A 19,302-nucleotide genomic window follows, 5' to 3' on the forward strand; every position below is an offset into this window, starting at 1 on the left:
AACCATCGGCCGCATTCGAGTGTCCGATCCAGTGAGCCAGTCGGCTCGTGGATCACTTGGGTCCCGCGGGGCCCTGCCCCGGGGCCTTCTTTCGTTGGGGACACATGCGTATTCGTGCCACGGTGGCCGCCGTTTCCGGTGCCATCGTTCTTTCCGCTCTCTCTGTGCCAACCGCACAGGCCGATGAGGGGCGTTCCTGGACTCTGCAGCCCGGCTTCACGGCCGTCCAGCCCAAGGCCGAGGACACGTCGAAGCAGGTGTTCGACGAGACCGTGACGAGCGGCGACCCGTAGATCACCTCGGCTGTTGTCAACGCCGGGAAGCCGATCGTGCTCGGCACCAAGGTCAAGAAGACGGTCTCCTTCTCCGCCACGGCCACCGCCGGCCCCATCTTCGGCGGTGTCAGCAGCGTTGCCGCGTTCATCTGGGCCGGCAGGTCCATCGATGACGAGGACAGCTTCGGCTTCCGCCCCGACGCAAAGTCAGGCTCTTGCAAGACTGTCAGCGCGACCACCACGACCTGCACGGGCACCATCACTCTTGATCCGGCGGAGATGATCAACTCTCACGCAACCGCGTGGCACGTCGGCGCTTTCGCCGTGACCGGATATAGCGACGGGTTCGAGGACTTCTCGGTCTCCAGGGTCGGCGTCCAGAGCTTCACGCAGCTTACGGTGAACGCCTCCCCGGAGCCGGTGAAGAAGGGCAAGATCATCACGGTCACCGGGAAGCTGACCCGCGCGAACTGGGACACCGGCACCTACAAGGGCTACGTCAACCAGTCCGTACAGCTCCAGTTCAAGAAGAAGGGCGCCAAGAGCTACACGACCCTCAGGACGGTCAAGACCGGCTCGAACGGCATCCTCAAGACCACCGTCAAGGCCACGGTCGACGGGACCTGGCGCTACAGCTTCACCGGCAAGTCGAACACCGCGGCCGTCGCCTCCGCGGGCGACTACGTCGACGTGAAGTAGAACCGCACCGGGCGGATTCGGCAGGACACCGCCCCGCCGAATCCGCCCGCCCGGAGTCCCACAGACGCCGGCGTCGACGGCACTTTTGTTCGTGGCACGGTCACCGCGACCGTTCCACGAACGATCAGGCAAAGCTCCCTTTCCGGACTCACCGCGCGTGACCTGGGGATTCGGGGATTCGGGGATTCGGGGATCAAGAACAGCTTTTGATGGTCATGTGCGTGCCACCCGCGTACCCGGGTGGGCATCATCCGCTCGCCTCGGGACGTTCCTGAGGCGCTTGAACATGGGAGAAACGCTTTCATGCATCACCGCACCGCCGTGGCGGGCTTCTCAGGGGTTCTCGCCCTGTCCACGCTCACCATTCCAGTGGACGCCCAGGCGGATGACTTCTCAGGCGACATCAGGATCACGAAGGTGGTCGTCAACGGAGGGAAGGACATCGTCCTGGGGACCAAGGAGGTGAAGACGTTCACCATCGCGGTGACCGCCACGGACAACTCGGGCATCGAGACGGGAAAAACCTGGCCGACGATGGGACATACACCCCTGCCGAACGGCGATTACCACGGTCTCGTGGGCCCCGACAACATCGCGGGCAAGTGCGTGCGCCAGAGCTCCACCACGACCACCTGCACCCACACACTGAAAATGAACCCGCGCATCCACCCCCAGGACAACACCACGGCCGGAACCTGGACCGTGCGCGCCCACGCCCTGGCCAACGACGGTGACTACTACACCAAGGATCCCGCCGCGAAGGCGAAGGTCCTGCGCAACGCCAGGCTGACAGTGAACGCCTCGCCGGAACCGGTGAAGAGGAACAAGACGATCACCGTCACGGGCGCCCTGACCCGCGCCAACTGGGAGACCTACACGTACGGGGGCTACGCCAAGCAGCCGGTGGCGCTCCAGTTCAAGAAGAGGGGCACCAGCACCTACAAGACCCTCAAGACCGTCAGGACGGACAGCAAGGGCATCGTGAGGACGACGACAAGGGCCACCGCGGACGGCTACTTCCGCTACTCCTTCGCCGGCACGTCCACCAGCCCGGCAATCGCCTCCGCTGCGGACTACATCGACGTGAAGTAGCCCTCGGAAGGATCACCTGTCCTTCAACAGAGGGCCCGCGAGTCCGCGATGAATACGCGTCGGTGACGGCCGCGCGGCCGGGAATGAGCGGTGCCGGCGCTACCTGCGGTGCTGACGCCCGGTCGCCGGCCAGCGCTCGGTCCCGTACGCCTGCACCACACACACGGAAACGTCCGCCGAACGGTCACCGTGACCGTTCGGCGGACAAGTTCGAGGGGCTACCGCCCCTTGCGCGGCGGAACCTTCGGCTGGAACTCGCACTGGACGAGCGGCGCTTCCGCTCATCCTTCGGGTGGGGAAAAGACCATACGGTCGTGCGGCCACGGCGGCGCTCCGCCCGTCGGCTTCGAACTGCCTGTCGGGCGGAGGTTCGGTTCAAGCGGTTTCTTAGCGAGCGCCGCTCCTCGCCCCCGGACATCGGCATCGACGTCGAGTCCGCCCGCCGGCTGGAGGTCTACGACCGGATCATCGATCGGTTCGGCGAGGAGTGTACGGCGTTCACCGGTATGCCCGAGACCTACCGTGCCCGGCACGCCCTGCGGGACACCGGCTCGGCTCTCGGGATCAGCCCGCCTGGTTATGCCCCACCACCGCGAACGCGACCAGGCTGAACTGCCAGCCTGGAAAAGTGAGCCGTGGTCGAACACGGCGTCCATGTGGGCCTCGAACTCCTGCTCCGACAACGCCTCCTCTCCCTCCCCGGCGCTCTCCCGCATCCACGTCGATGCGAGGAGGGAACGGCTCGGCGAGCAGGCGCCCGGGACAGCCGGAACCCCAGTCAGAAGATGCTTGCGCGAAAGGCAGCAGACCGTAGTACGGCGGCCCCTCCCCCAGGCCGTCGCAGACCTCCGCCACGAACGTACGGCAGGGCTCCGGCAGCATGAGGCCGTGCTCCGCCTCGAAGAACCGCACCACCTCCCAACCGGCCGGCGGCGCCCCGGAACGCTGCGCGCAGATCTCACGGAGAGCGGCCGGCTCGGCCCGGCCACAGGTTTCCGTGTTCATGCTGATCATCACGCAAGACCCTGAAGAAGCGGCCCAGCGCTGGCCAGGCTCCGTTCATCCCTGACTGCCGCCCCCCTCGGCCGAGCCACGGTCCCGCCGGCCCGCTCCCACCGCCTCTCGTGAACATCCACGAGCCTGGAACAGAGTGCGCAGCAAGGCGTGTCGAGCGAGTCAGCCCACTCGATGCACCCGTTGCGTACTCAGCTCATATCGCGCGCCTGCTATCTCCAGCTCCCCGGCAGCCACCTTGGCCGCGAGATCGGCCTCGGCCGCCAGACGGGAGCGGGTCAGTCGGACCTGTGCGCTCACCGTGGCGTCCACGCGTGCCTCGCCGTGCTGCGCGTGCACGATCGCGGGCTTGATCTGGTCGGCCACGTACTGGATGTGCGCGGGCAGACGCTCCCCCGTCTCCTCCGCGTGCACAGCGGCCGCCACCGCACCGCACGACTGGTGTCCCAGGACCAGGACCAGCGGGATACCCAGTTCCAGTACGCCGTAGGCGATACTCCCGAGCACCGCCTCGTCCAGGACCTCACCGGCCGAGCGGACGGTCATCAGATCACCGAGCCCCTGGTCGAAGACCAGCTCCGGTGGCACCCGGGAGTCGATGCAGCCGAGTATCAGGGCGAAGGGCGACTGGCCGGACACCAGCGAGCGGCGGAGGGAGCGGGCCTCGTGAGGGTGTTGCTGGTGGTACGTACGCCATCGATGGTTGCCCGCGGAGAGTGCGGCCAGCGCGGCCGCAGGTGTCGCGGGTCTCGACAAACGCTCCGCCGGCGGCCTGGTGACCGCTCCCACGGGCGAAGCGCCGGCTACGAGAACGCCTCCTGCCGCGGTGGCGGCGGAGGCACGGAGAAGGGTGCGGCGCGTGGGTGCCGCCGGTATCTGGGCAGGTCGGGTCATTTTCACCAGCGGACGGTAACTCCCCTTCCCTCACCGGACTTTGGTACTGGACAAGACTTGGCCGCGTCTTGAGTGTCTCTTGGGCAGCCGCAGCCCTGGTGCCCCCTGGCGTCCGCCGCCGCCGCAGGCCTGGAACCTTGCCCTCCGGCGGAGCCGCCCGCGCGTTCGCCCCCGGCAGGCGTACACCGCGAGCAGCGAGCGGACTCAGGCCGGACGGATACCGTCTGCGTGCCGGTCGAGACGGCACGCAGACGGCGCAGTGGTCCAGCGGACCCGAGACCCGAGAGCCGGAAGCCGGAGGCCGGGACCCGGGAGTTGGGAGCCGGAACCCGAGAACCGGAAGCCGGGACCGGGAGCCGAGACCCGGGACCCGAGACCCGGGACCCGAGAACCGGAAGTTGGGAGCCGGGAGCCGGGAGCCGGAACCCGAGAACCGGAAGCCGGAAGCCGGAAGCCGGGAGTTGGGAGCCGGAAGCCGGGACCCGAGAACCGGAAGCCGGGACCCGGGACCGGGAGCCGGTCAGCTGAAGCGGTCCAGGGTGATCCGGGCCTCCTGCGGGTTGCCGTCGTGGACGAGCGACTCGTGGGCGCCCACGTCGTCGAAGGCGAAACCGTACGCCTTGCCGTCCACCATCTGCGCGTGGATGAAGCGGGAGTAGTGGTTGGTCACGGCGTCCTTGTAGAAGTTCGCCGCGTTGTTGTCGGGGTGGTTCGTACCGTTCAGCAGGGTGGAGCGGTTGAAGCCCGCACACAGCGTGCGCGAGATCGGGCCCCGGACCAGATCGTTCGGGGCGTCCAGGTGCTTGTAGCAGCCGAAGATGCTGTCCGAGTCCGGCTTCTGGAACGAGGTCACGACCGCGCCCGCACTGTTGGTGAAGTTCATGACGTTCCCGGACACCCGGCCGTAGTACTTGGTGTTCGGCTCGTGCGCGAACGGGGTCACCGTCAGCGTGGAGGTGCTGTAGCGGCTCCAGACCCGGTTGACGTAGTCGTTCATGATGCCCGCCGGCAGCGCACCCGCGCCGACACCGTGGCCCGGAGACAGCGCGCGCAGGACCGTTCCGTCAGACCTGGTCTGGACCAGACCCGCCCAGCCGCCGGGCTGGTTCCTGAGCGAGGTGAAGACCGCGTTGTAGCCGCCCGGCTTGAGGCGCCCGGTGGACTTGACAGCACCGCCGGGAGCCCTGACACCGACGGAGTACGGGGCGGAGAACATGTCGACCTGCGTGCTGTTGATCCATAGGCCCGCGTCATTGAGCGTGTACTCGGTCCAGTTGAACAGGATGTTCCTGTTCGGGTCGCTCGGGTTCTGGACCGCCGGCTGGACAAGACCGCCCGTGGTGACCTTGAAGACGAGCTTCTGGCCGTACGAGAAATAGACCCGGCCGGAGAACTTCGGCATCCGGATCGTCATCGACTGCCCGTTGCGCGGCCCGGCGATCGACGCGTCCGGCGCCGGAGTGGGCGGATTGCCCCCGGCCGGCCACGGGTGGAACGTCCCGTTCGCGTCGGCCCAGCCCTGACGGCCCGTCGACAACTGCGTTCCCAGGTTGTAGACGTAGACCTGATCGCTACGGCCCGAGTCGTTCGTGAGAGTCAGCGGGATGGTCGCGGGGACCGCCGCCCCGGCAGTGGCCTGACCGGCAGCGGCGGCCTGGCCGGCAGCGGTGGTCAGGCCGGCAGCGGTGGCCTGGCCGGCGACGGTGGTCAGGCCGGCCGCCAGCGCCAGCGCGGCGGTCAGTGAAGCGAGGCCTCTCCAGGAAACAGGCATGCACGTCCTCCTCATCGGGTTGGATCCGCGGGTGGAACGGTAGAGGTCCCAGATCGATTCTGAGAGCGCTCTCAGAATCCTGCCGGGACAGGGCGCTGTCAACGAACCCGGCCCAACTCCTTACACCCACAAGGGAGATGAGTCCCACTTCGCCCTGATGTCTCGATGCCCCGGCCCGGCCCACAAGCCAAAGCCCCGCCGGACCCAACAGCCCAACCCCCGGCCCCCACCACACCGGCCCCCCGCACGCAAAAAACGGCGGCGGGCGCGTTTCGGCGCCACGCCACACCGCCGCCACCGGCCCCACACAGCGACCGGTCCCGGAACCACCACCTCCCGCAGCGACCCCGGAGCCAAAAAAGAACCACTCAGCCAGGAAGTACCCACTTCTGGTTGACGCCGGTGTGACAGGTCCACAGGTGCAGCCTCGTGCCGTCCGCCGAGGAGACCCCGGCAGCGTCCAGGCACTTGCCGGAGGAGGGGTTCTTCAACGTTCCGCCGGGCTGCGGCACCCACTTCTGCGCGCCTGTGCCGTTGCACGTCCACAGCTGGACCCTCGTACCGTCCGCCGTACCGGCACCACTCACGTCCAAACACTTGCCCAGCGCCCGCAACGTGTCATCCGCACCCGCCGTCCACCTCTGCGCGGCCGACCGGTTGCACGCCCACAGCTGGATCTGCGTGCCGTCCGCGCTCGACCCGTTCGCCACATCGACGCACTTGCCGCCGATGCCGGTGACAGCGCCCTCCTTGGGGCCGGTCGTGCCGCCGAGCTCCTTGATCCGGATGTTACGGAAGGACACGTCGTCGCCCTCGCCATGGTTCTGCAGGCCGATGTGGCCCTGCTGGAGGCTGCGGGCGGGGTCGGTGTTGGTGAAGTCGTTGATCTTGCGCCCGTTGAGGAAAAGCTGCAGACGCTCGCCCTCGACCAGGATCTCGTACGTGTTCCACTCCCCCGGCGGGTTCAGAGCCCCATCCCGTACGGCGAGATCGGCGGACTTGAAGCCGTACACGGCCCCGGTGGTGCGGTCGGGAGCATCGGTGGCGTCGATCTGGATCTCGTAGCCGTTGTTCACCGCCGACCACGGGTCGTCGGAGGTCGGGAAGCCCACGAAGACACCCGAGTTGTCGTCACCGGCCTGGCGCCAGTCGAGCTTGAGGGAATAGGACGTGTACTCCCTCGCCTGGTACCAGAACAGGCCGAGGCCGCCCTGGGAGGTCAGCGTGTGGTCGGCGTCGGTGAAGGAGCCCGGGCCCGCCTGCTTCCACCCCGCGGTCCCCGAAGTGCCGAACAAGGTGGTGTAGCCCGTCTCCGGGCGGCAGTCGGCCTCCGTCATCTCCGCGGCCCAGCGGATGCCGCCGAGCACGTGCCGGCGGAAGGCTGTCTCGGCGTAGGACTCCGCCGTGTGACCGCCGCCGGTGTAGAAGGCGCGCCCGCCCCGGTACTCCTTGCACCAGGCGATCGGATGGTCACCGCCCATCGTGCCGCCGCTGTAGGACGACTCATCCAGCGAGGCCAGGACGTGAGCAGAAGTCCGGGGATTGGTGCGGTAGTCGTACCACTCGTCGGTCCGCTGCCACGTCGGGCCGAGGTGCGCGGTGGCGTCGTGGGCACGGTCCTCCACCCTGACCGTGGCCGGCTGGATGTGCGGGTGGGACTTGAACAAAGCGCCGGCCAGGCCGCCGTACCAGGCCCAGTCATACTCGGTGTCGGCCGCCGCGTGGATGCCCACGTAACCGCCGCCCGCCTCGATGTACCCCTCGAAGGCATTCTGCTGGGCCGCGTTCAGGACGTCACCGGTGGTCGAGAGGAAAACCACCGCCTCGTAACCAGCGAGGTTCGCCGAGGTGAAGGCAGCGGCATCCTCGGTCGCCGTGACGGTGAAATTGTTGGCAGCGCCCAACTGACGCAGGGCAGTAACGCCCGCCGGGATGGAGTCGTGACGGAAACCTGCGGTCTTGGAGAAGACCAGCACGTCATACACCGGATCAGCAGCGGCGGCGGCCACCGACGACGTGACAACAGACGCCTCCCGGCCCGGTGCGGCGGCCGTGGAAACTGCCGCCGGCAAAGTGGCGGCAGCGAGCAGGCCGCAGGCGGCCCAACTGGCGAGACGGGTGAGTCGTCGGCTCATGACAGGCTCCACTTCTGGTTGGCGCCGGTGTGGCAGGTCCACAGATGGAGCTTCGTACCGTCCGCCGAGGAGACCCCGGCAGCATCCAGGCACTTCCCGGAGGACGGGTTCTTCAACGTTCCGTCGGCCTGGGCCACCCACTTCTGGGCGCCCGTGCCGTTGCACCCGTACAGCTGGATCTTCGTACCATCCGCCGTACCAGCACCACTCACGTCCAGGCACTTGCCCAGCACCCGGTACGTGTCATCCGCACCCGCCGTCCACTTCTGCGCGGCGGTCTGGTTGCACGTCCACAGCTGGATCTGCGTGCCGTCCGCGCCCGACCCGCCCGCGGCCTCCGCGCACTTGCCGCCGATGCCCCTCAGGTCACGTCCGGCCGGGGTGGTCTGACCGGTGGTGAAGGTGAAGTCGTCCAGGTCGAAGAGCGAGCCACTGCCGCCCTTGAAGACGAGGTAGAGCGTGGTGGTGGCGGCCGGCCGGTTGGCCAGGTCCGCGCTCACGTCGCGGAAGGTGTCCCAGCCGCCGGTGACCGGGACCGCGGCCGAGCCGAGCAGCGTGCCGGTGGGCGAACCGGCGCGAACCTCCAGCGTGCCTCCCGATCCGCCGGAGGAGACCCGGGCGGTCAGCCTGGTGGCGTTGGAGAGAAGGTACGGCGTGAAGGAGATCCAGTCGTTGTTGTCGATGTAACCGACGGTCTTTCCGCCGTTGGCCGAGGCCTTGTCGACGATCTGGATACCGGAGGAACCGCCGAAGTGCTCGGCCTGGCGCTTGCTGCCCTGGCTGATGTTCTGGTCGTGCGTGGTCAGCGCGGGCTGGCCGTTCGCCCCCTTGTCAGTGTACTCCGCATCCCAGACACCAAAAATGTTGGCGTTGGGATCATGCTCGCCGTCGGCGATCGTCTGCACGGTGCCGGAGCAGCCAGTGGCGGAGGTCTGCGGGTGGCCGTGGCTGTCGTGGCCGATGATGAAGGTGACCTTCACCTTGGAGCAGTCGATCGTGCCGTCCTCGGGATCGGTGACCGTGACCTTGAAGGGAACGGCCGCGCCCGGGTCGATGATCGAGCCGTCGGCGGGCAGATCGAGGGTGACGGTGGGTGCGGTGTTGCCGACCGTGATGATCACGGAGGCGGTAGCGGTGTTGCCGGTGCCGTCGGAGACGGTCAGCTCGGCGGTGTAGCGCCCGTTGGCGGTGTAGGTGTGCGAGGGATTCGCGGCCGAGGAGGTACCCCCGTCGCCGAACTTCCAGGCGTACGTGAGCGGGTCGCCGTCGGGGTCGGAGGTTCCGGCCGAGGAGAACGCGACCGCCAGCGGGGCCTGGCCCGAGGTGCGGTTGGCGATGGCCTTGGCGAGCGGGGCGCGGCCTCCGGTGACGTACTCGATGCGGTAGACCGCACTGTTGGCGTCCCCGTTGAAGTAGCCCGTGCCGTAATCCAGGACGTACAGCGCGCCGTCCGGGCCGAAGGCCATGTCCATGACCTGGGTACCCTGCCAGGGGAAGGCGTTGATCGACTGCACGGCGCCGTCGGAGCCCTGCTCGATGCGCTTGATCCACTTGCGGCCGAACTCGCCCGCGAAGTAGTCGCCGTCGAAGCTCTGCGGGAACTTGACCGCGGACGCCGAGGCAGCGTCGTAACGGTAGACGGGCCCGCCCATGGGTGACTCCGAGCCGTTGCCGAACTCGGGGACGGAACCGCCGTCATACGGTATCCAGGCGGGCTGGGCCGGGGGCAGGTCGGTCAGGCCGGTGTTGTTCGGGGAGGTGTTCTTCGGTGCGGCGCAGGAGAACGTGGCGCCCGAGGTGGACGTGGCGAAGTTGTAGTCCACGTAGGGGCTGTTGTTTCCGACGCAGTAGGGCCAGCCGTAGTTGCCGGCCTTGGTGATCCGGTTGAACTCCACCTGGCCGGCCGGTCCGCGTCCCGCGTTCGCCGTACCCGCGTCGGGGCCGTAATCGCCGAGATAGACGATACCGGTGGGCTTGTCGACGCTCATCCGGAAGGGGTTGCGGAAGCCCATGGCGTAGATCTCCGGCCTCGTCCGCGCGGTTCCGGGCGCGAAGAGGTTGCCGGACGGAATGGTGTAGCTGCCGTCGGCGGCGACCTTGATCCGCAGCACCTTGCCACGCAGGTCGTTCGTGTTCCCCGACGAGCGCTGCGCGTCGTACGCCGGGTTGCGGTTCAGGCGCTCGTCGATGGGCGTGTAGCCGTCGGAAGCGAAAGGATTGCTGTCGTCGCCCGTGGAAAGGTACAAGTTCCCTTGCGCGTCGAAGTCGATGTCACCGCCGACATGGCAGCACAGACCGCGGCTCGCGGGGACGTCGAGGACCTTCCTCTCGCTGGCGGTGTCGAGGGTTCCGTCGGTTCTGAGGACGAAGCGCGAGAGCCGGTTGACGCCGTCGAAGGGGGCGAAGTCGGCCGCCGACCCGCCCGCGGGCGCGTCGCCCGCGGGGGTGTTCAGCTTCGGCGCGTAGTAGAGGTAGACGAAGCGGTTGGTGGTGAACGCCGGGTCCACGCCCACGCCTTGGAGGCCCTCTTCGTCGTGCGAGTAGACATCCAGCTTCCCAGCGGTCCTCGTGGTACCGGCCGCGTCGGTGAGGCGAAGAGTGCCGTCCCGCGAGGTATGCAGGACAGACCGGTCGGGCAGCACCGCGAGCGTCATGGGCTCGCCGGTCTCGGCCACGCCCTTGGCGAGAGTGACCTGCTGGAACCCATCGGCAGCAACGCTCGGCACGGGGTCGGGCGCCGCTGAAGCGGGTCTCTGCTGGACGGTGAGGGCCCCCGCGGCGGCGAGCAAGGCGCAGGCCAGTGCCGCGACGGGTCGGGTGAGTCTCCTGTGCACGCGCGTCCTCCGTGTGGTGACGGGGTGAGGTCTGGAGCACAGGCGCGCGCCGTCGCGCCGGAGACCTGGGTGCTCCCGGGGGGAGGGAGGAGCGCTCAGGTCCTGTCGTTCGGTACAGAGCAGGAAGGTAATGGCTTTTTCGCGGACCAGAAAGCCCTTTGACGTAGTCAGCCTCAACTTTCTCTACTGGCGGGACAAAGCGGCTGGTCGAGCTCGACGTCGAAGCGTGCCTACGGGGTGGCCCGCCGGTCCTCGCGAGGGTGCGGCGGCAGCCGGAAGCCGTGCCGTCCAGATCTGTTGTTCCGTCATGTTGCGTATCGAGTAAGGGAATTGGTCCAGACGAACGCCTTGACGGGCCTGCGGCGCGCTCCTTAAATCGTTATCGCCAACTGTTGAACACTGCCGCCCCCGGCCATCCCACATCACTTCACTTCGTGTCCGCTCAAGGGCTGTCGGCATCCAGGAACAGCCATCATCCTGTCATGGACACGTCGCATCTGCTGGTCCCCGCCCGTCTCCGCACGCCCCCACGAAAGCGATGTGATGCCCCATGCGCACGTCCTGGCGCCACAGATCCCTCACCTGGCTGGCGGCGGCCGCCTGCCTCAGCCTCGCGGTCCTCACCCCCACCGCCGTGCAGGCAGCCCCGGCCCCGGCCGCCGGTGCCGTCGCCCCCGCCGCCGTGACCTTCGACGAGAACTTCGACGGCCCGGCCGGTTCCGGCGTCAACACCTCCAGGTGGCAGCTGGAGACCGGCGACAACGTCAACAACCACGAGCGGCAGTACTACACCTCGGGCACGAACAACGCCGCGCTCGACGGGCAGGGCAACCTCGTGATCACGGCGAAGAGAGAGAATCCGGCCAACTACAACTGTTGGTACGGGCGGTGCGAGTACACCTCGGCCCGGCTCAACACGGCCGGCAAGTTCACCGCCCAGTACGGACGCGTCGAGGCCCGTATGAAGCTCCCGCGCGGCCAGGGCATCTGGCCCGCCTTCTGGATGCTCGGCAGCGACTTCGGCAACGTCGGCTGGCCCGCCTCGGGTGAGATCGACATCATGGAGAACGTCGGATTCGAGCCGGGCACCGTCCACGGCACGCTCCACGGACCGGGTTACTCCGGCTCCGGCGGCATCGGCGCCGGCTACACCCTGCCGGGCGGCGCGGCCTTCGCGGACGCCTTCCACACCTTCGCCATCGACTGGAGCCCCAACTCCATCAGGTGGTCGGTGAACGGGAACGTCTACCAGACCCGGACGCCCGCCGACCTCGGCGGCCGCCAGTGGGTCTTCAACAAGCCCTTCTTCATCATCCTGAACCTCGCGGTCGGCGGCTACTGGCCCGGCGACCCCGACAGCTCCACCCGGTTCCCGCAGCAACTCGTCGTGGACTACGTGCGCGTGACCACCGACACGCCGCCCGCCGGCGCCAAGACCATCCGGGGCATCGGCGGAAAGTGCCTCGACGTGGCGGGAGCATCCTCGGCCAACGGCACCGCCGTCCAGCTCTACGACTGCAACGGCACCGCCGCTCAGCAGTGGGACGTCCGCTCCGACGGCACCATCCGCGCCCTCGGCAAGTGCCTCGACGCCAAGGACGGATCCACCGCCAACGGCACCCTCGTCCAGCTGTGGGACTGCAACGGGACCGGCGCTCAACGCTGGGCGGTCCCCGCCGCCCGCGACATCGTCTCCATCCCGGCCGACAAGTGCCTCGACGCCATCGGCAGCTCCTCGGCCAACGGCACCCGCACCCAGCTGTGGACCTGCTCCGGTACGCCCAACCAGAAGTGGACCGTAGCGTGATGAACGCCCGGCCCACCGCCTGCTGAGTCGGTGTGGCGGGGGGGGGGGGGGGGGGGGGGGCGCCCCCCCCCCCCCCCACCACCGCCGTCACCTCGGGTCGCGGTTGAACTTCGCGGCCGACCAGAGGTAGCCGAGCACCGCAAGCCCCAGGCACCAGGCGAGGGCGAGCCACCCGTGGTGGCCGATCTCGCTGCCGAGCAGCAGGCCCCGCAGGGTCTCGATGGCCGGCGTGAACGGCTGGTACTCGGCGATCGGCCGGAACCAGCCGGGCATGGAGCCGACCGGGGTGAAGGCGCTGGAGAGGAGGGGCAGCAGGATCAGCGGCATCGCGTTGTTGCTCGCGGCCTCGGCGTTCGGGCTGACCAGCCCCATGCCGACCGCGATCCAGGTAAGCGCCGTGGCGAAGAGGACAAGCAGCCCGAACGCCGCCAGCCATTCCACGGCGGTCGCGTCCGTGGAGCGGAAGCCGATGGCGAAGGCGACGAGGCCCACGAGGACCACGCTGAGGACCGACTGCAGCACGCTGCCGACGACATGGCCGATGAGCACCGAGGGCCGGTGGATCGCCATCGTACGGAAGCGGGCGATGATGCCCTCGGTCATGTCGTTGGACACGGAGACGGCGGTGCCGACCACGGTGCTGCCGATCGTCATCAGCAGCAGGCCCGGGACGACGTAGGCGATGTACGCGGAGCGGTCCGGGCCGCCGCTGCCGATGACCGAGCTCATCGCGTCGCCGAAGATGTAGACGAAGAGCAGGAGCAGCACGATCGGTGTGAGCAGCAGGTTCAGGGTGAGGGACGGATAGCGCCGCGCGTGCAGGAGGTTGCGGCGCAGCATCGTGGACGAATCGCGTACGGCGAGGGTGAGCGAGCTCATCGGGCGGTCTCCTGGGGCTGGTCGGTCCGGACGGTCTGCTCGGTCTCATCGGTCACGTCGGCCTGCTCGGTCACGCCGGCTTCACCGGCCTCACCGGCCTCACCGGCCTCACCGGCCTCACCGGCCACGGTGGCGCCGGTCAGGGCGAAGAACACGTCGTCGAGGTCGGGGGTGTGCACGGTCAGTTCGTCCGCCTCGGTACCGGCCGACTCCAGTCGGCCGAGGACGGCGCGCAGTTCGCGCTGGCTGCCGTCGCTGGGGACCCGCAGGACGAGCGCGTCATCGTCCCGGCTGACGTCGGGAAGGGCTGCGGCCGCGGCCCCGTACGCGGCCGGGTCGAGGAAGCGCAGTCGTACGTGTCCACCGGGGATGAGCCGTTTCAGCTCCTCCGCGGTGCCCTCGGCGACGATCCTGCCGCCGTCGAGGACGGCGATACGGTCGGCGAGCTGGTCGGCCTCCTCCAAATACTGGGTGGTGAGGAAGACGGTGGTGCCTCCCGACACGAGGTCGCGGATGATCTGCCACAGCGTGCGGCGGGAGCGCGGGTCGAGGCCGGTGGTCGGCTCGTCGAGGAAGATGATCTTCGGGTCGCCGACGAGGGTCATGGCGATGTCGAGGCGGCGCTTCATCCCGCCGGAGTAGCTCTGCGCGGGCTTCTTCGCGGCGTCGGTGAGGCCGAACCGTTCCAGCAGCTCCGCGGCGACCCGTCGGCCCTCGCGCCGGGACAGGTGGTGCAGGTCCGCCATGAGGAGCATGTTCTCCTCGCCGGTGATCAGCCCGTCGACAGCGGAGAACTGCCCCGTGACGCCGATCGCGGCCCGTACGCCGTCCGGGGATGCGGTGACATCGTGACCCGCGACCTGGGCCTGGCCCCCGTCGGCGGTGATGAGCGTGGAGAGGATCTTGACGACGGTGGTCTTGCCGGCGCCGTTCGGCCCGAGCAGTGCGAACACCGATCCGGCCGGGATGTGCAGGTCGATGCCGTCGAGGACGGTGTTGCCGCCGTACGCCTTACGCAGACCGACGGCGGAGACCGCGTCCGGCGGCGTGTGACCGGCAGCCAAACTGGATGTGGGCATGACAGATAGGGGCACGAGGCCCTCCCTTGTGAAGGTGGTTGACGTGGGACGCGGCGGCCAGGAGAGGGCCGGTGAGCCTGGGACGGTTCCCGGTCAGGGCTTGGCGCGGCGGATGTCGATGTTGCCGTGCCGGGTACGGGCGCGGATCCTGACGGAGTCCTCACCCTCCTCCGGGGCCTTCGACGCGGTCAGCGCGTTGCGCACCTGGCCGGAGCCCGAGCTGACGTCGAGCCAGACGGCGGTGGATTCACGGACGCCGACCTCGATGGCGCCGTAGGAGGTCTCCAGCTGCACTGTTCCTCGGGCCACCTCGGCGAGACGCAGAGTGCCGTGTGCGGTGGTCGCGGTGACCGAGCCCTCGGCGCGCGCGATGAGGATGTCACCGTTGGCACCTCTCACCCGCAGGTCGCCGCCTGCCGCGTCGACGCTCGTGGTGCCGTGGGAGTTCTTGAGGACGGCGGCGCCGTCCACGAGGCCGACGCGCACACTGCCGGAGCTGGTGGTGATCTCGGCCGGGCCGTCGACCCGGTCCACGGTGATCGAGCCGTGCGACGCGGTCAGCTTCAGCGGGCCGGTCGCGTCGAGGCGGACGTCGCCGGACGAGGTCTTCACGCCGACCTCGCCGAGCCGTCCCTCGCCGAGCACCTGGAGCCAGGCGCCGGTCACGTCGACACGTGAGCCTTCGGGCAGTTCGACCGTCACATCCACGGTGCCGATGCGGCCGAGCAGTCCGGGCTTGGGCGTCCGCACGGCGAGTGCGCCGCCCACGTACGTGACCCCGGTCTGCCCGGCCGTCCGCACGTCCTGGTCCCGCTTCGGGTCCCGGGGCCTTACGTCGACGACGGTGGCGGGGCCGTCGCCCGCGGTGAACTGGATGGAGCCGGCCTCCACATGCGCGGTGACCGAGATGGGTCCGGGTGTGTCGAAAGAAGGCATGGCTGTCCCGTCCTCATGGGTGCTGGAGACGTCCCCGCTGGTGGGACGTGGTGTGTGCGTGAAGTGGTACGGAGCGGCAGAGGTGCGCCGGCCGGGGCGGCTAGCGCACCCAGCCAGTGAAGCTCTGCCCGACGGTCCGGGTCTTCTCCGTCGTACGCGGCCGGGCGCCGCCGTCGACCGCAGACGCCACCGCCCGGACCAGCCACGCGTTGACCGACAGCCCTTCACCGGCCGCGGCCTCCTCGGCACGGGCCTTGAGGTGGGCCGGCAGACGCAGATTGACCCGGGCGGCAGCACTGTCGTCGCCGTCGGCCGGGGCCCTGAGCGGCTGAACGGGCTCGGCCGGTTCCGGGGCGGCCCCGTCGCCGGTCTGCGGCAGTGTCACCACGAAGTCGGGATCCAGCCCGCGCAGCCGCACATCGACAGAACCGGGGGCGAGTTCGCGCGTGATCTCGTCCATCGCGGCGGAGAGCACATGGAGCATGGTCAGCCTTGTCGCCGACTCCAGAGGGGCGGTGAGCCTCTCCGCCAGCGCACGGGCTTCGTCGCCGCCGGCTTCGGCGGCCACCGCGAGTTCGCGGCGGAGGGAGTCGACATACGGGGTGAGGTCCATGACGCCATGATGGCATCATCGTGGCACCAATTGCAAGCCTTCATGGCACCGAACGGCGCCAGGCGGCACCGCATGGCGCCACGGCGCCCGCTCATGGCACCACGCGAGGCCAGGCGGCGTCAGGAGAGGGCGGCCCTCTGCGGGCTGCCCCGTCAGGAGAGGGCGGCCCTCTGCGAGCTACCCCGTCAGGAGGGGGCCCTCTGCGGGCTGCCGCCGAACGAAGGACGCCGGGCATGGGAGCGTGTGCCTCTCCGCGCGGCGGGGCAGCCGACCGTCATGACTGTTCTGCGCAAGGTCGCCCGCCCCCTGCTCGCATCGATGTTCGTCAGTGGCGGGTACAACGCGGTGCGCCATCCCGCACCCCTGGTCCCTGTCGCCGAGCCCGTGACCGATCGCGTGACCTCGGCGATCGGACGGCGGACGTCCCTGTTGCCGGAAGATCCCGAGAGCCTCGTACGCCTGAACGGGGCCGTACAGCTCGGTGCGGGCCTCCTGCTCGCGCTGGGGCGTGCGCCCCGGCTGGCCTCGGCAGCTCTCGCCGTGACCCTGGTGCCGACGACCCTGGCCGCCCATAGCTTCTGGACGATCGAGGACCCGGAGAAGCGCGCGGCCCAGCGGATCCAGTTCCTCAAGAACGCGTCCCTGCTCGGCGGGCTCCTCATCGCCGCCGCCGACACCCACGGCAAGCCCTCGCTCGCCTACCGCACCCGCCATGCCGCCGGTCATGCCTCAGACGCCGTCGCCCACCAGGCGCATGCCGCCGCCGGCCGGGTCGGTGATGCGGCGGGCAGTGCGGTGGAGAGCGTCACGGATGTCGTCGAGGCGGCCCGCAAACGGCTGCCGTAACCCGGTGGCGCCGCTGCCGGAGGGGTTTCAGGTCAGCCGGTCACCTTGGCGATGAACGCGGCGAGATTCCCCACGGTCCGCTGGATCTGCTCCTCCAGGGTGAGCGACTCCTTGAGCCGCGCGCCGACGCCAGCGTCCTTCTTCCCGCGTACGTAGAGCGAGCAGGCCAGGTCGCTGCACATGTAGGCGCCGACCGAGTTGCCCTGCTGGCCGGCCTTGCCTGACTTCGGGGCCACCAGCAGGGAGACGCCCCCGGTGTGGACGGTCACGCACATCGAGCACATGCTGCGGCGGGTCTGCCAGGAGCCGGCGTCCGAGGAGCGCAGTTGGACGCCGACCGGACGGTCGTCCCAGCCGGCCACGAGGTACGCCCGGTCGGGGGCCTGCGGGTCGCGCCAGCCCAGGAAGTCCAGATCGTCCCAGGGTCGTTCGGCCAGGTCGCGGGGGATGTTCAGGCGCTTGGCCTCGCCCTTGGTGCAGTTCACGAACGAGGCACGGATCTCTTGCTCGGTCAGCGGTTTCATGACAGCCACGCTAATTTGCCTAAAGTCATTAGGCAAACGTATATTTCCTTAGGCATTCACTGGGAAGTGTTCGGAGGGTGGCATGGCGAAGACAGGACCGGCCGCGGAGCGCGTGGTGACAGCGGGGGCCGAGCTCGCGGACGAGATCGGCTTCGAGCAGGTGACCCCGTCCGAACTCGCCCGGCGGTTGGGCGTCAGGACCGCGAGCCTGTATTCGCACGTCAGGAACGCCCACGATCTCAAGACGAAGATCGCACTGCTGGCCCTGGAGGAGCTCGCCGACGAGGCGGCCGCCGCGATCGCGGGACGGGCCGGCAAGGACGCGCTCAGCGCCTTCGCCGACGCGTACCGCGACTACGCCCGCCGGCACCCGGGCCGCTTCACCGCGGCACAGTTCCGGCTCGACCCGGATGCGGCGGCGGCGAGCGCCGGCGTACGGCATTCCCGGATGATGCGGGCCATCCTGCGCGGCTACGACCTGACGGAGGTCCAGCAGACTCATGCCGTACGGCTGTTGGGCAGCGTCTTCAGCGGATACGTCGGCCTGGAGGCGGCCGGTGGCTTCAGCCACAGCGCCCCCGCCTCCCAGGTGAGCTGGACCGAGATCCTGGGCGCCCTCGACGCCCTGCTGCGCAACTGGCCCGCCCCCTCCTGACCCTCACCCTGCGAGGAGAGCCCGGAAGATGAACACCCACCACGGGTGGACCGCCACCCCCATCACCCACGACATCCTGCGCGGCGCCCTCGACCTGGAGCGCACCGGACGCGGCGTACTGCCCCACCGGCTGCCCGCCCACGCCCGGGAGCAGATCCCCGACGGACAGCTGGCCATGGCCGAGTCGCAGCCCTCCGGGGTCCGGCTGGCCTTCCGCAGCCGGGCCACCGCCGTCGAGCTTGACGTCGTCGCCACCAAGCGGGTCTACCCGGGAGCGCCGCCGCGTCCCGACGGGGTGTACGAGCTCCTCGTGGACGGTCACCTCGCGGGCCGGGCGAGTGCGCCTGAGGGCGACACGCTCACCGTCGACCTGGCCTCGGGGACCGCGCACAGCCGCCCGGGTCCTGTGGAGACCCTGCGGTTCACCGGCCTGCCGGACGGTGAGAAGGGCATCGAGATCTGGCTGCCGCACGACGAGACCACCGAACTCGTCGCCCTGCGCACCGACGCGCCCGTCCTTGTCCCGCTGCCCAGCGGCCGGCCGGTCTGGCTGCACCACGGCAGTTCCATCAGCCACGGTTCCAACGCCGCCACCCCGACCGGCACCTGGCCGGCGCTGGCGGCGGCTCTCGGCGGGGCCGAACTGATCAACCTGGGGTTCGGCGGCAGCGCCCTCCTCGACCCGTTCACCGCCCGCGCCATACGGGACACCGCGGCGGACCTGATCAGCGTCAAGATCGGCATCAACCTCGTCAACGCCGACCTGATGCGGCTGCGCGCGTTCGGCCCGGCCGTCCACGGGTTCCTCGACACCATCCGCGAGGGCCACCCCACCACGCCCCTGCTGGTCGTCTCGCCGATCCTCTGCCCCATCCACGAGAACACGCCCGGCCCGTGCGCCCCGGACTTCAGCGCGATGAGCGAGGGGCGGCTGCGGTTCGTCGCCACCGGGGATCCCGCCGAGACCGCCGCCGGGAAACTGACGCTCACCGTCATCCGGGACGAGCTGGCGCGGCTCGTCGGGCAGCGCGCCGCCACCGATCCGCACCTGCACCACCTCGACGGCCTCGCCCTCTACGGCGCGACCGACCACGCCGAGCTGCCGCTGCCCGACGACCTGCACCCGGACCCCGCCGCCCACCGGCGTATCGCCGGCCGCTTCGCCGACCTCGCGTTCGGCGACGGCGGGCCCTTCGCGGCGGAGAACCGCTGACGCCAGGAGCCCGCCCCCTCCTTCAGTCCCACGGCA

The 19,302-nt window shown here is 69.3% G+C and carries 16 protein-coding genes and 1 pseudogene; 8 read left to right on the top strand and 9 right to left on the bottom strand.

The window, feature by feature from the left end:
- The first annotated feature begins 164 nt into the window (after nucleotides 1-164).
- From ACIRR8_RS18775 to ACIRR8_RS18790, 4 genes and pseudogenes are all read left to right on the top strand, one after another.
- Nucleotides 165-293, top strand: a complete 129-nt coding sequence (locus ACIRR8_RS18775; RefSeq protein ID WP_404065733.1) for a hypothetical protein — start codon at nucleotides 165-167, stop codon at nucleotides 291-293.
- Nucleotides 294-329: 36 nt separating this feature from the next.
- Nucleotides 330-974: a DUF5707 domain-containing protein gene (locus ACIRR8_RS18780; protein WP_404065736.1), complete on the top strand. Its 645-nt coding sequence runs from the start codon at nucleotides 330-332 to the stop codon at nucleotides 972-974.
- Between the two features lie 303 nt (nucleotides 975-1,277).
- Nucleotides 1,278-2,066, top strand: a complete 789-nt coding sequence (locus tag ACIRR8_RS18785; protein ID WP_404065739.1) for a calcium-binding protein — start codon at nucleotides 1,278-1,280, stop codon at nucleotides 2,064-2,066.
- A gap of 374 nt (nucleotides 2,067-2,440) precedes the next feature.
- Nucleotides 2,441-2,638: pseudogene (locus tag ACIRR8_RS18790) on the top strand (hypothetical protein); the annotation flags it as partial.
- 604 nt (nucleotides 2,639-3,242) lie between these two features.
- Here ACIRR8_RS18790 and ACIRR8_RS18795 read toward each other — a convergent pair.
- The 4 genes from ACIRR8_RS18795 to ACIRR8_RS18810 all read right to left on the bottom strand — a co-directional run bounded on the left by ACIRR8_RS18795 (nucleotide 3,243) and on the right by ACIRR8_RS18810 (nucleotide 10,714).
- Nucleotides 3,243-3,974: a carbonic anhydrase gene (locus ACIRR8_RS18795; RefSeq protein WP_404065741.1), complete on the bottom strand. Its 732-nt coding sequence runs from the start codon at nucleotides 3,972-3,974 to the stop codon at nucleotides 3,243-3,245.
- Nucleotides 3,975-4,494: 520 nt separating this feature from the next.
- On the bottom strand, nucleotides 4,495-5,745 hold the full coding sequence (locus ACIRR8_RS18800) for a glycoside hydrolase family 64 protein (protein WP_404065743.1): 1,251 nt from the start codon (nucleotides 5,743-5,745) through the stop codon (nucleotides 4,495-4,497).
- Between the two features lie 368 nt (nucleotides 5,746-6,113).
- A complete protein-coding gene (locus tag ACIRR8_RS18805) occupies nucleotides 6,114-7,880 on the bottom strand; it encodes a ThuA domain-containing protein (protein ID WP_404065745.1) in 1,767 nt (588 codons plus the stop codon).
- Nucleotides 7,877-10,714 (bottom strand): PQQ-dependent sugar dehydrogenase, encoded by a 2,838-nt coding sequence (locus ACIRR8_RS18810; protein ID WP_404065747.1) that lies wholly within the window; start codon nucleotides 10,712-10,714, stop codon nucleotides 7,877-7,879. Before ACIRR8_RS18810 ends, ACIRR8_RS18805 begins: the two co-directional genes overlap by 4 nt.
- Nucleotides 10,715-11,264: 550 nt before the next feature.
- On the opposite strand from ACIRR8_RS18810, the gene ACIRR8_RS18815 reads away from it, so the two are divergent.
- Nucleotides 11,265-12,521 (top strand): ricin-type beta-trefoil lectin domain protein, encoded by a 1,257-nt coding sequence (locus ACIRR8_RS18815; RefSeq protein ID WP_404065749.1) that lies wholly within the window; start codon nucleotides 11,265-11,267, stop codon nucleotides 12,519-12,521.
- An 87-nt stretch (nucleotides 12,522-12,608) separates the two neighbouring features.
- Here ACIRR8_RS18815 and ACIRR8_RS18820 read toward each other — a convergent pair whose 3' ends face one another.
- From ACIRR8_RS18820 to ACIRR8_RS18835, 4 genes are all read right to left on the bottom strand, one after another.
- Entirely contained in the window at nucleotides 12,609-13,400 is a 792-nt protein-coding gene (locus tag ACIRR8_RS18820; RefSeq protein ID WP_404065752.1) for an ABC transporter permease, read from the bottom strand.
- Nucleotides 13,397-14,479, bottom strand: a complete 1,083-nt coding sequence (locus ACIRR8_RS18825) for an ATP-binding cassette domain-containing protein (RefSeq protein WP_404065755.1) — start codon at nucleotides 14,477-14,479, stop codon at nucleotides 13,397-13,399. The genes ACIRR8_RS18820 and ACIRR8_RS18825 overlap by 4 nt, the downstream gene beginning before the upstream one ends.
- A 93-nt stretch (nucleotides 14,480-14,572) precedes the next feature.
- Nucleotides 14,573-15,415 (bottom strand): DUF4097 family beta strand repeat-containing protein, encoded by an 843-nt coding sequence (locus ACIRR8_RS18830; protein WP_404065758.1) that lies wholly within the window; start codon nucleotides 15,413-15,415, stop codon nucleotides 14,573-14,575.
- Nucleotides 15,416-15,515: 100 nt separating this feature from the next.
- The gene (locus tag ACIRR8_RS18835) at nucleotides 15,516-16,028 is read right to left on the bottom strand and encodes a toxin-antitoxin system HicB family antitoxin (RefSeq protein WP_404065761.1); all 513 of its coding nucleotides are present in this window, start codon (nucleotides 16,026-16,028) and stop codon (nucleotides 15,516-15,518) included.
- Nucleotides 16,029-16,304: 276 nt separating this feature from the next.
- Between ACIRR8_RS18835 and ACIRR8_RS18840 the strand changes: the two genes are divergently transcribed.
- On the top strand, nucleotides 16,305-16,874 hold the full coding sequence (locus ACIRR8_RS18840) for a DoxX family protein (RefSeq protein WP_404065764.1): 570 nt from the start codon (nucleotides 16,305-16,307) through the stop codon (nucleotides 16,872-16,874).
- Nucleotides 16,875-16,906: 32 nt separating this feature from the next.
- Here the strand turns inward: ACIRR8_RS18840 and ACIRR8_RS18845 are convergent, their stop codons facing one another.
- Nucleotides 16,907-17,398, bottom strand: coding sequence for an FBP domain-containing protein (locus ACIRR8_RS18845; protein ID WP_404065767.1), 492 nt, complete (start codon nucleotides 17,396-17,398; stop codon nucleotides 16,907-16,909).
- 82 nt (nucleotides 17,399-17,480) lie between these two features.
- On the opposite strand from ACIRR8_RS18845, the gene ACIRR8_RS18850 reads away from it, so the two are divergent.
- On the top strand, nucleotides 17,481-18,053 hold the full coding sequence (locus ACIRR8_RS18850; protein WP_404065769.1) for a TetR/AcrR family transcriptional regulator: 573 nt from the start codon (nucleotides 17,481-17,483) through the stop codon (nucleotides 18,051-18,053).
- 28 nt (nucleotides 18,054-18,081) lie between these two features.
- Nucleotides 18,082-19,266, top strand: coding sequence for a GDSL-type esterase/lipase family protein (locus ACIRR8_RS18855; RefSeq protein WP_404065772.1), 1,185 nt, complete (start codon nucleotides 18,082-18,084; stop codon nucleotides 19,264-19,266).
- The last annotated feature ends 36 nt before the right edge of the window (nucleotides 19,267-19,302 follow it).

The organism is Streptomyces sp. NPDC101178, assembly GCF_044767965.1.
Lineage (GTDB): Bacteria > Actinomycetota > Actinomycetes > Streptomycetales > Streptomycetaceae > Streptomyces.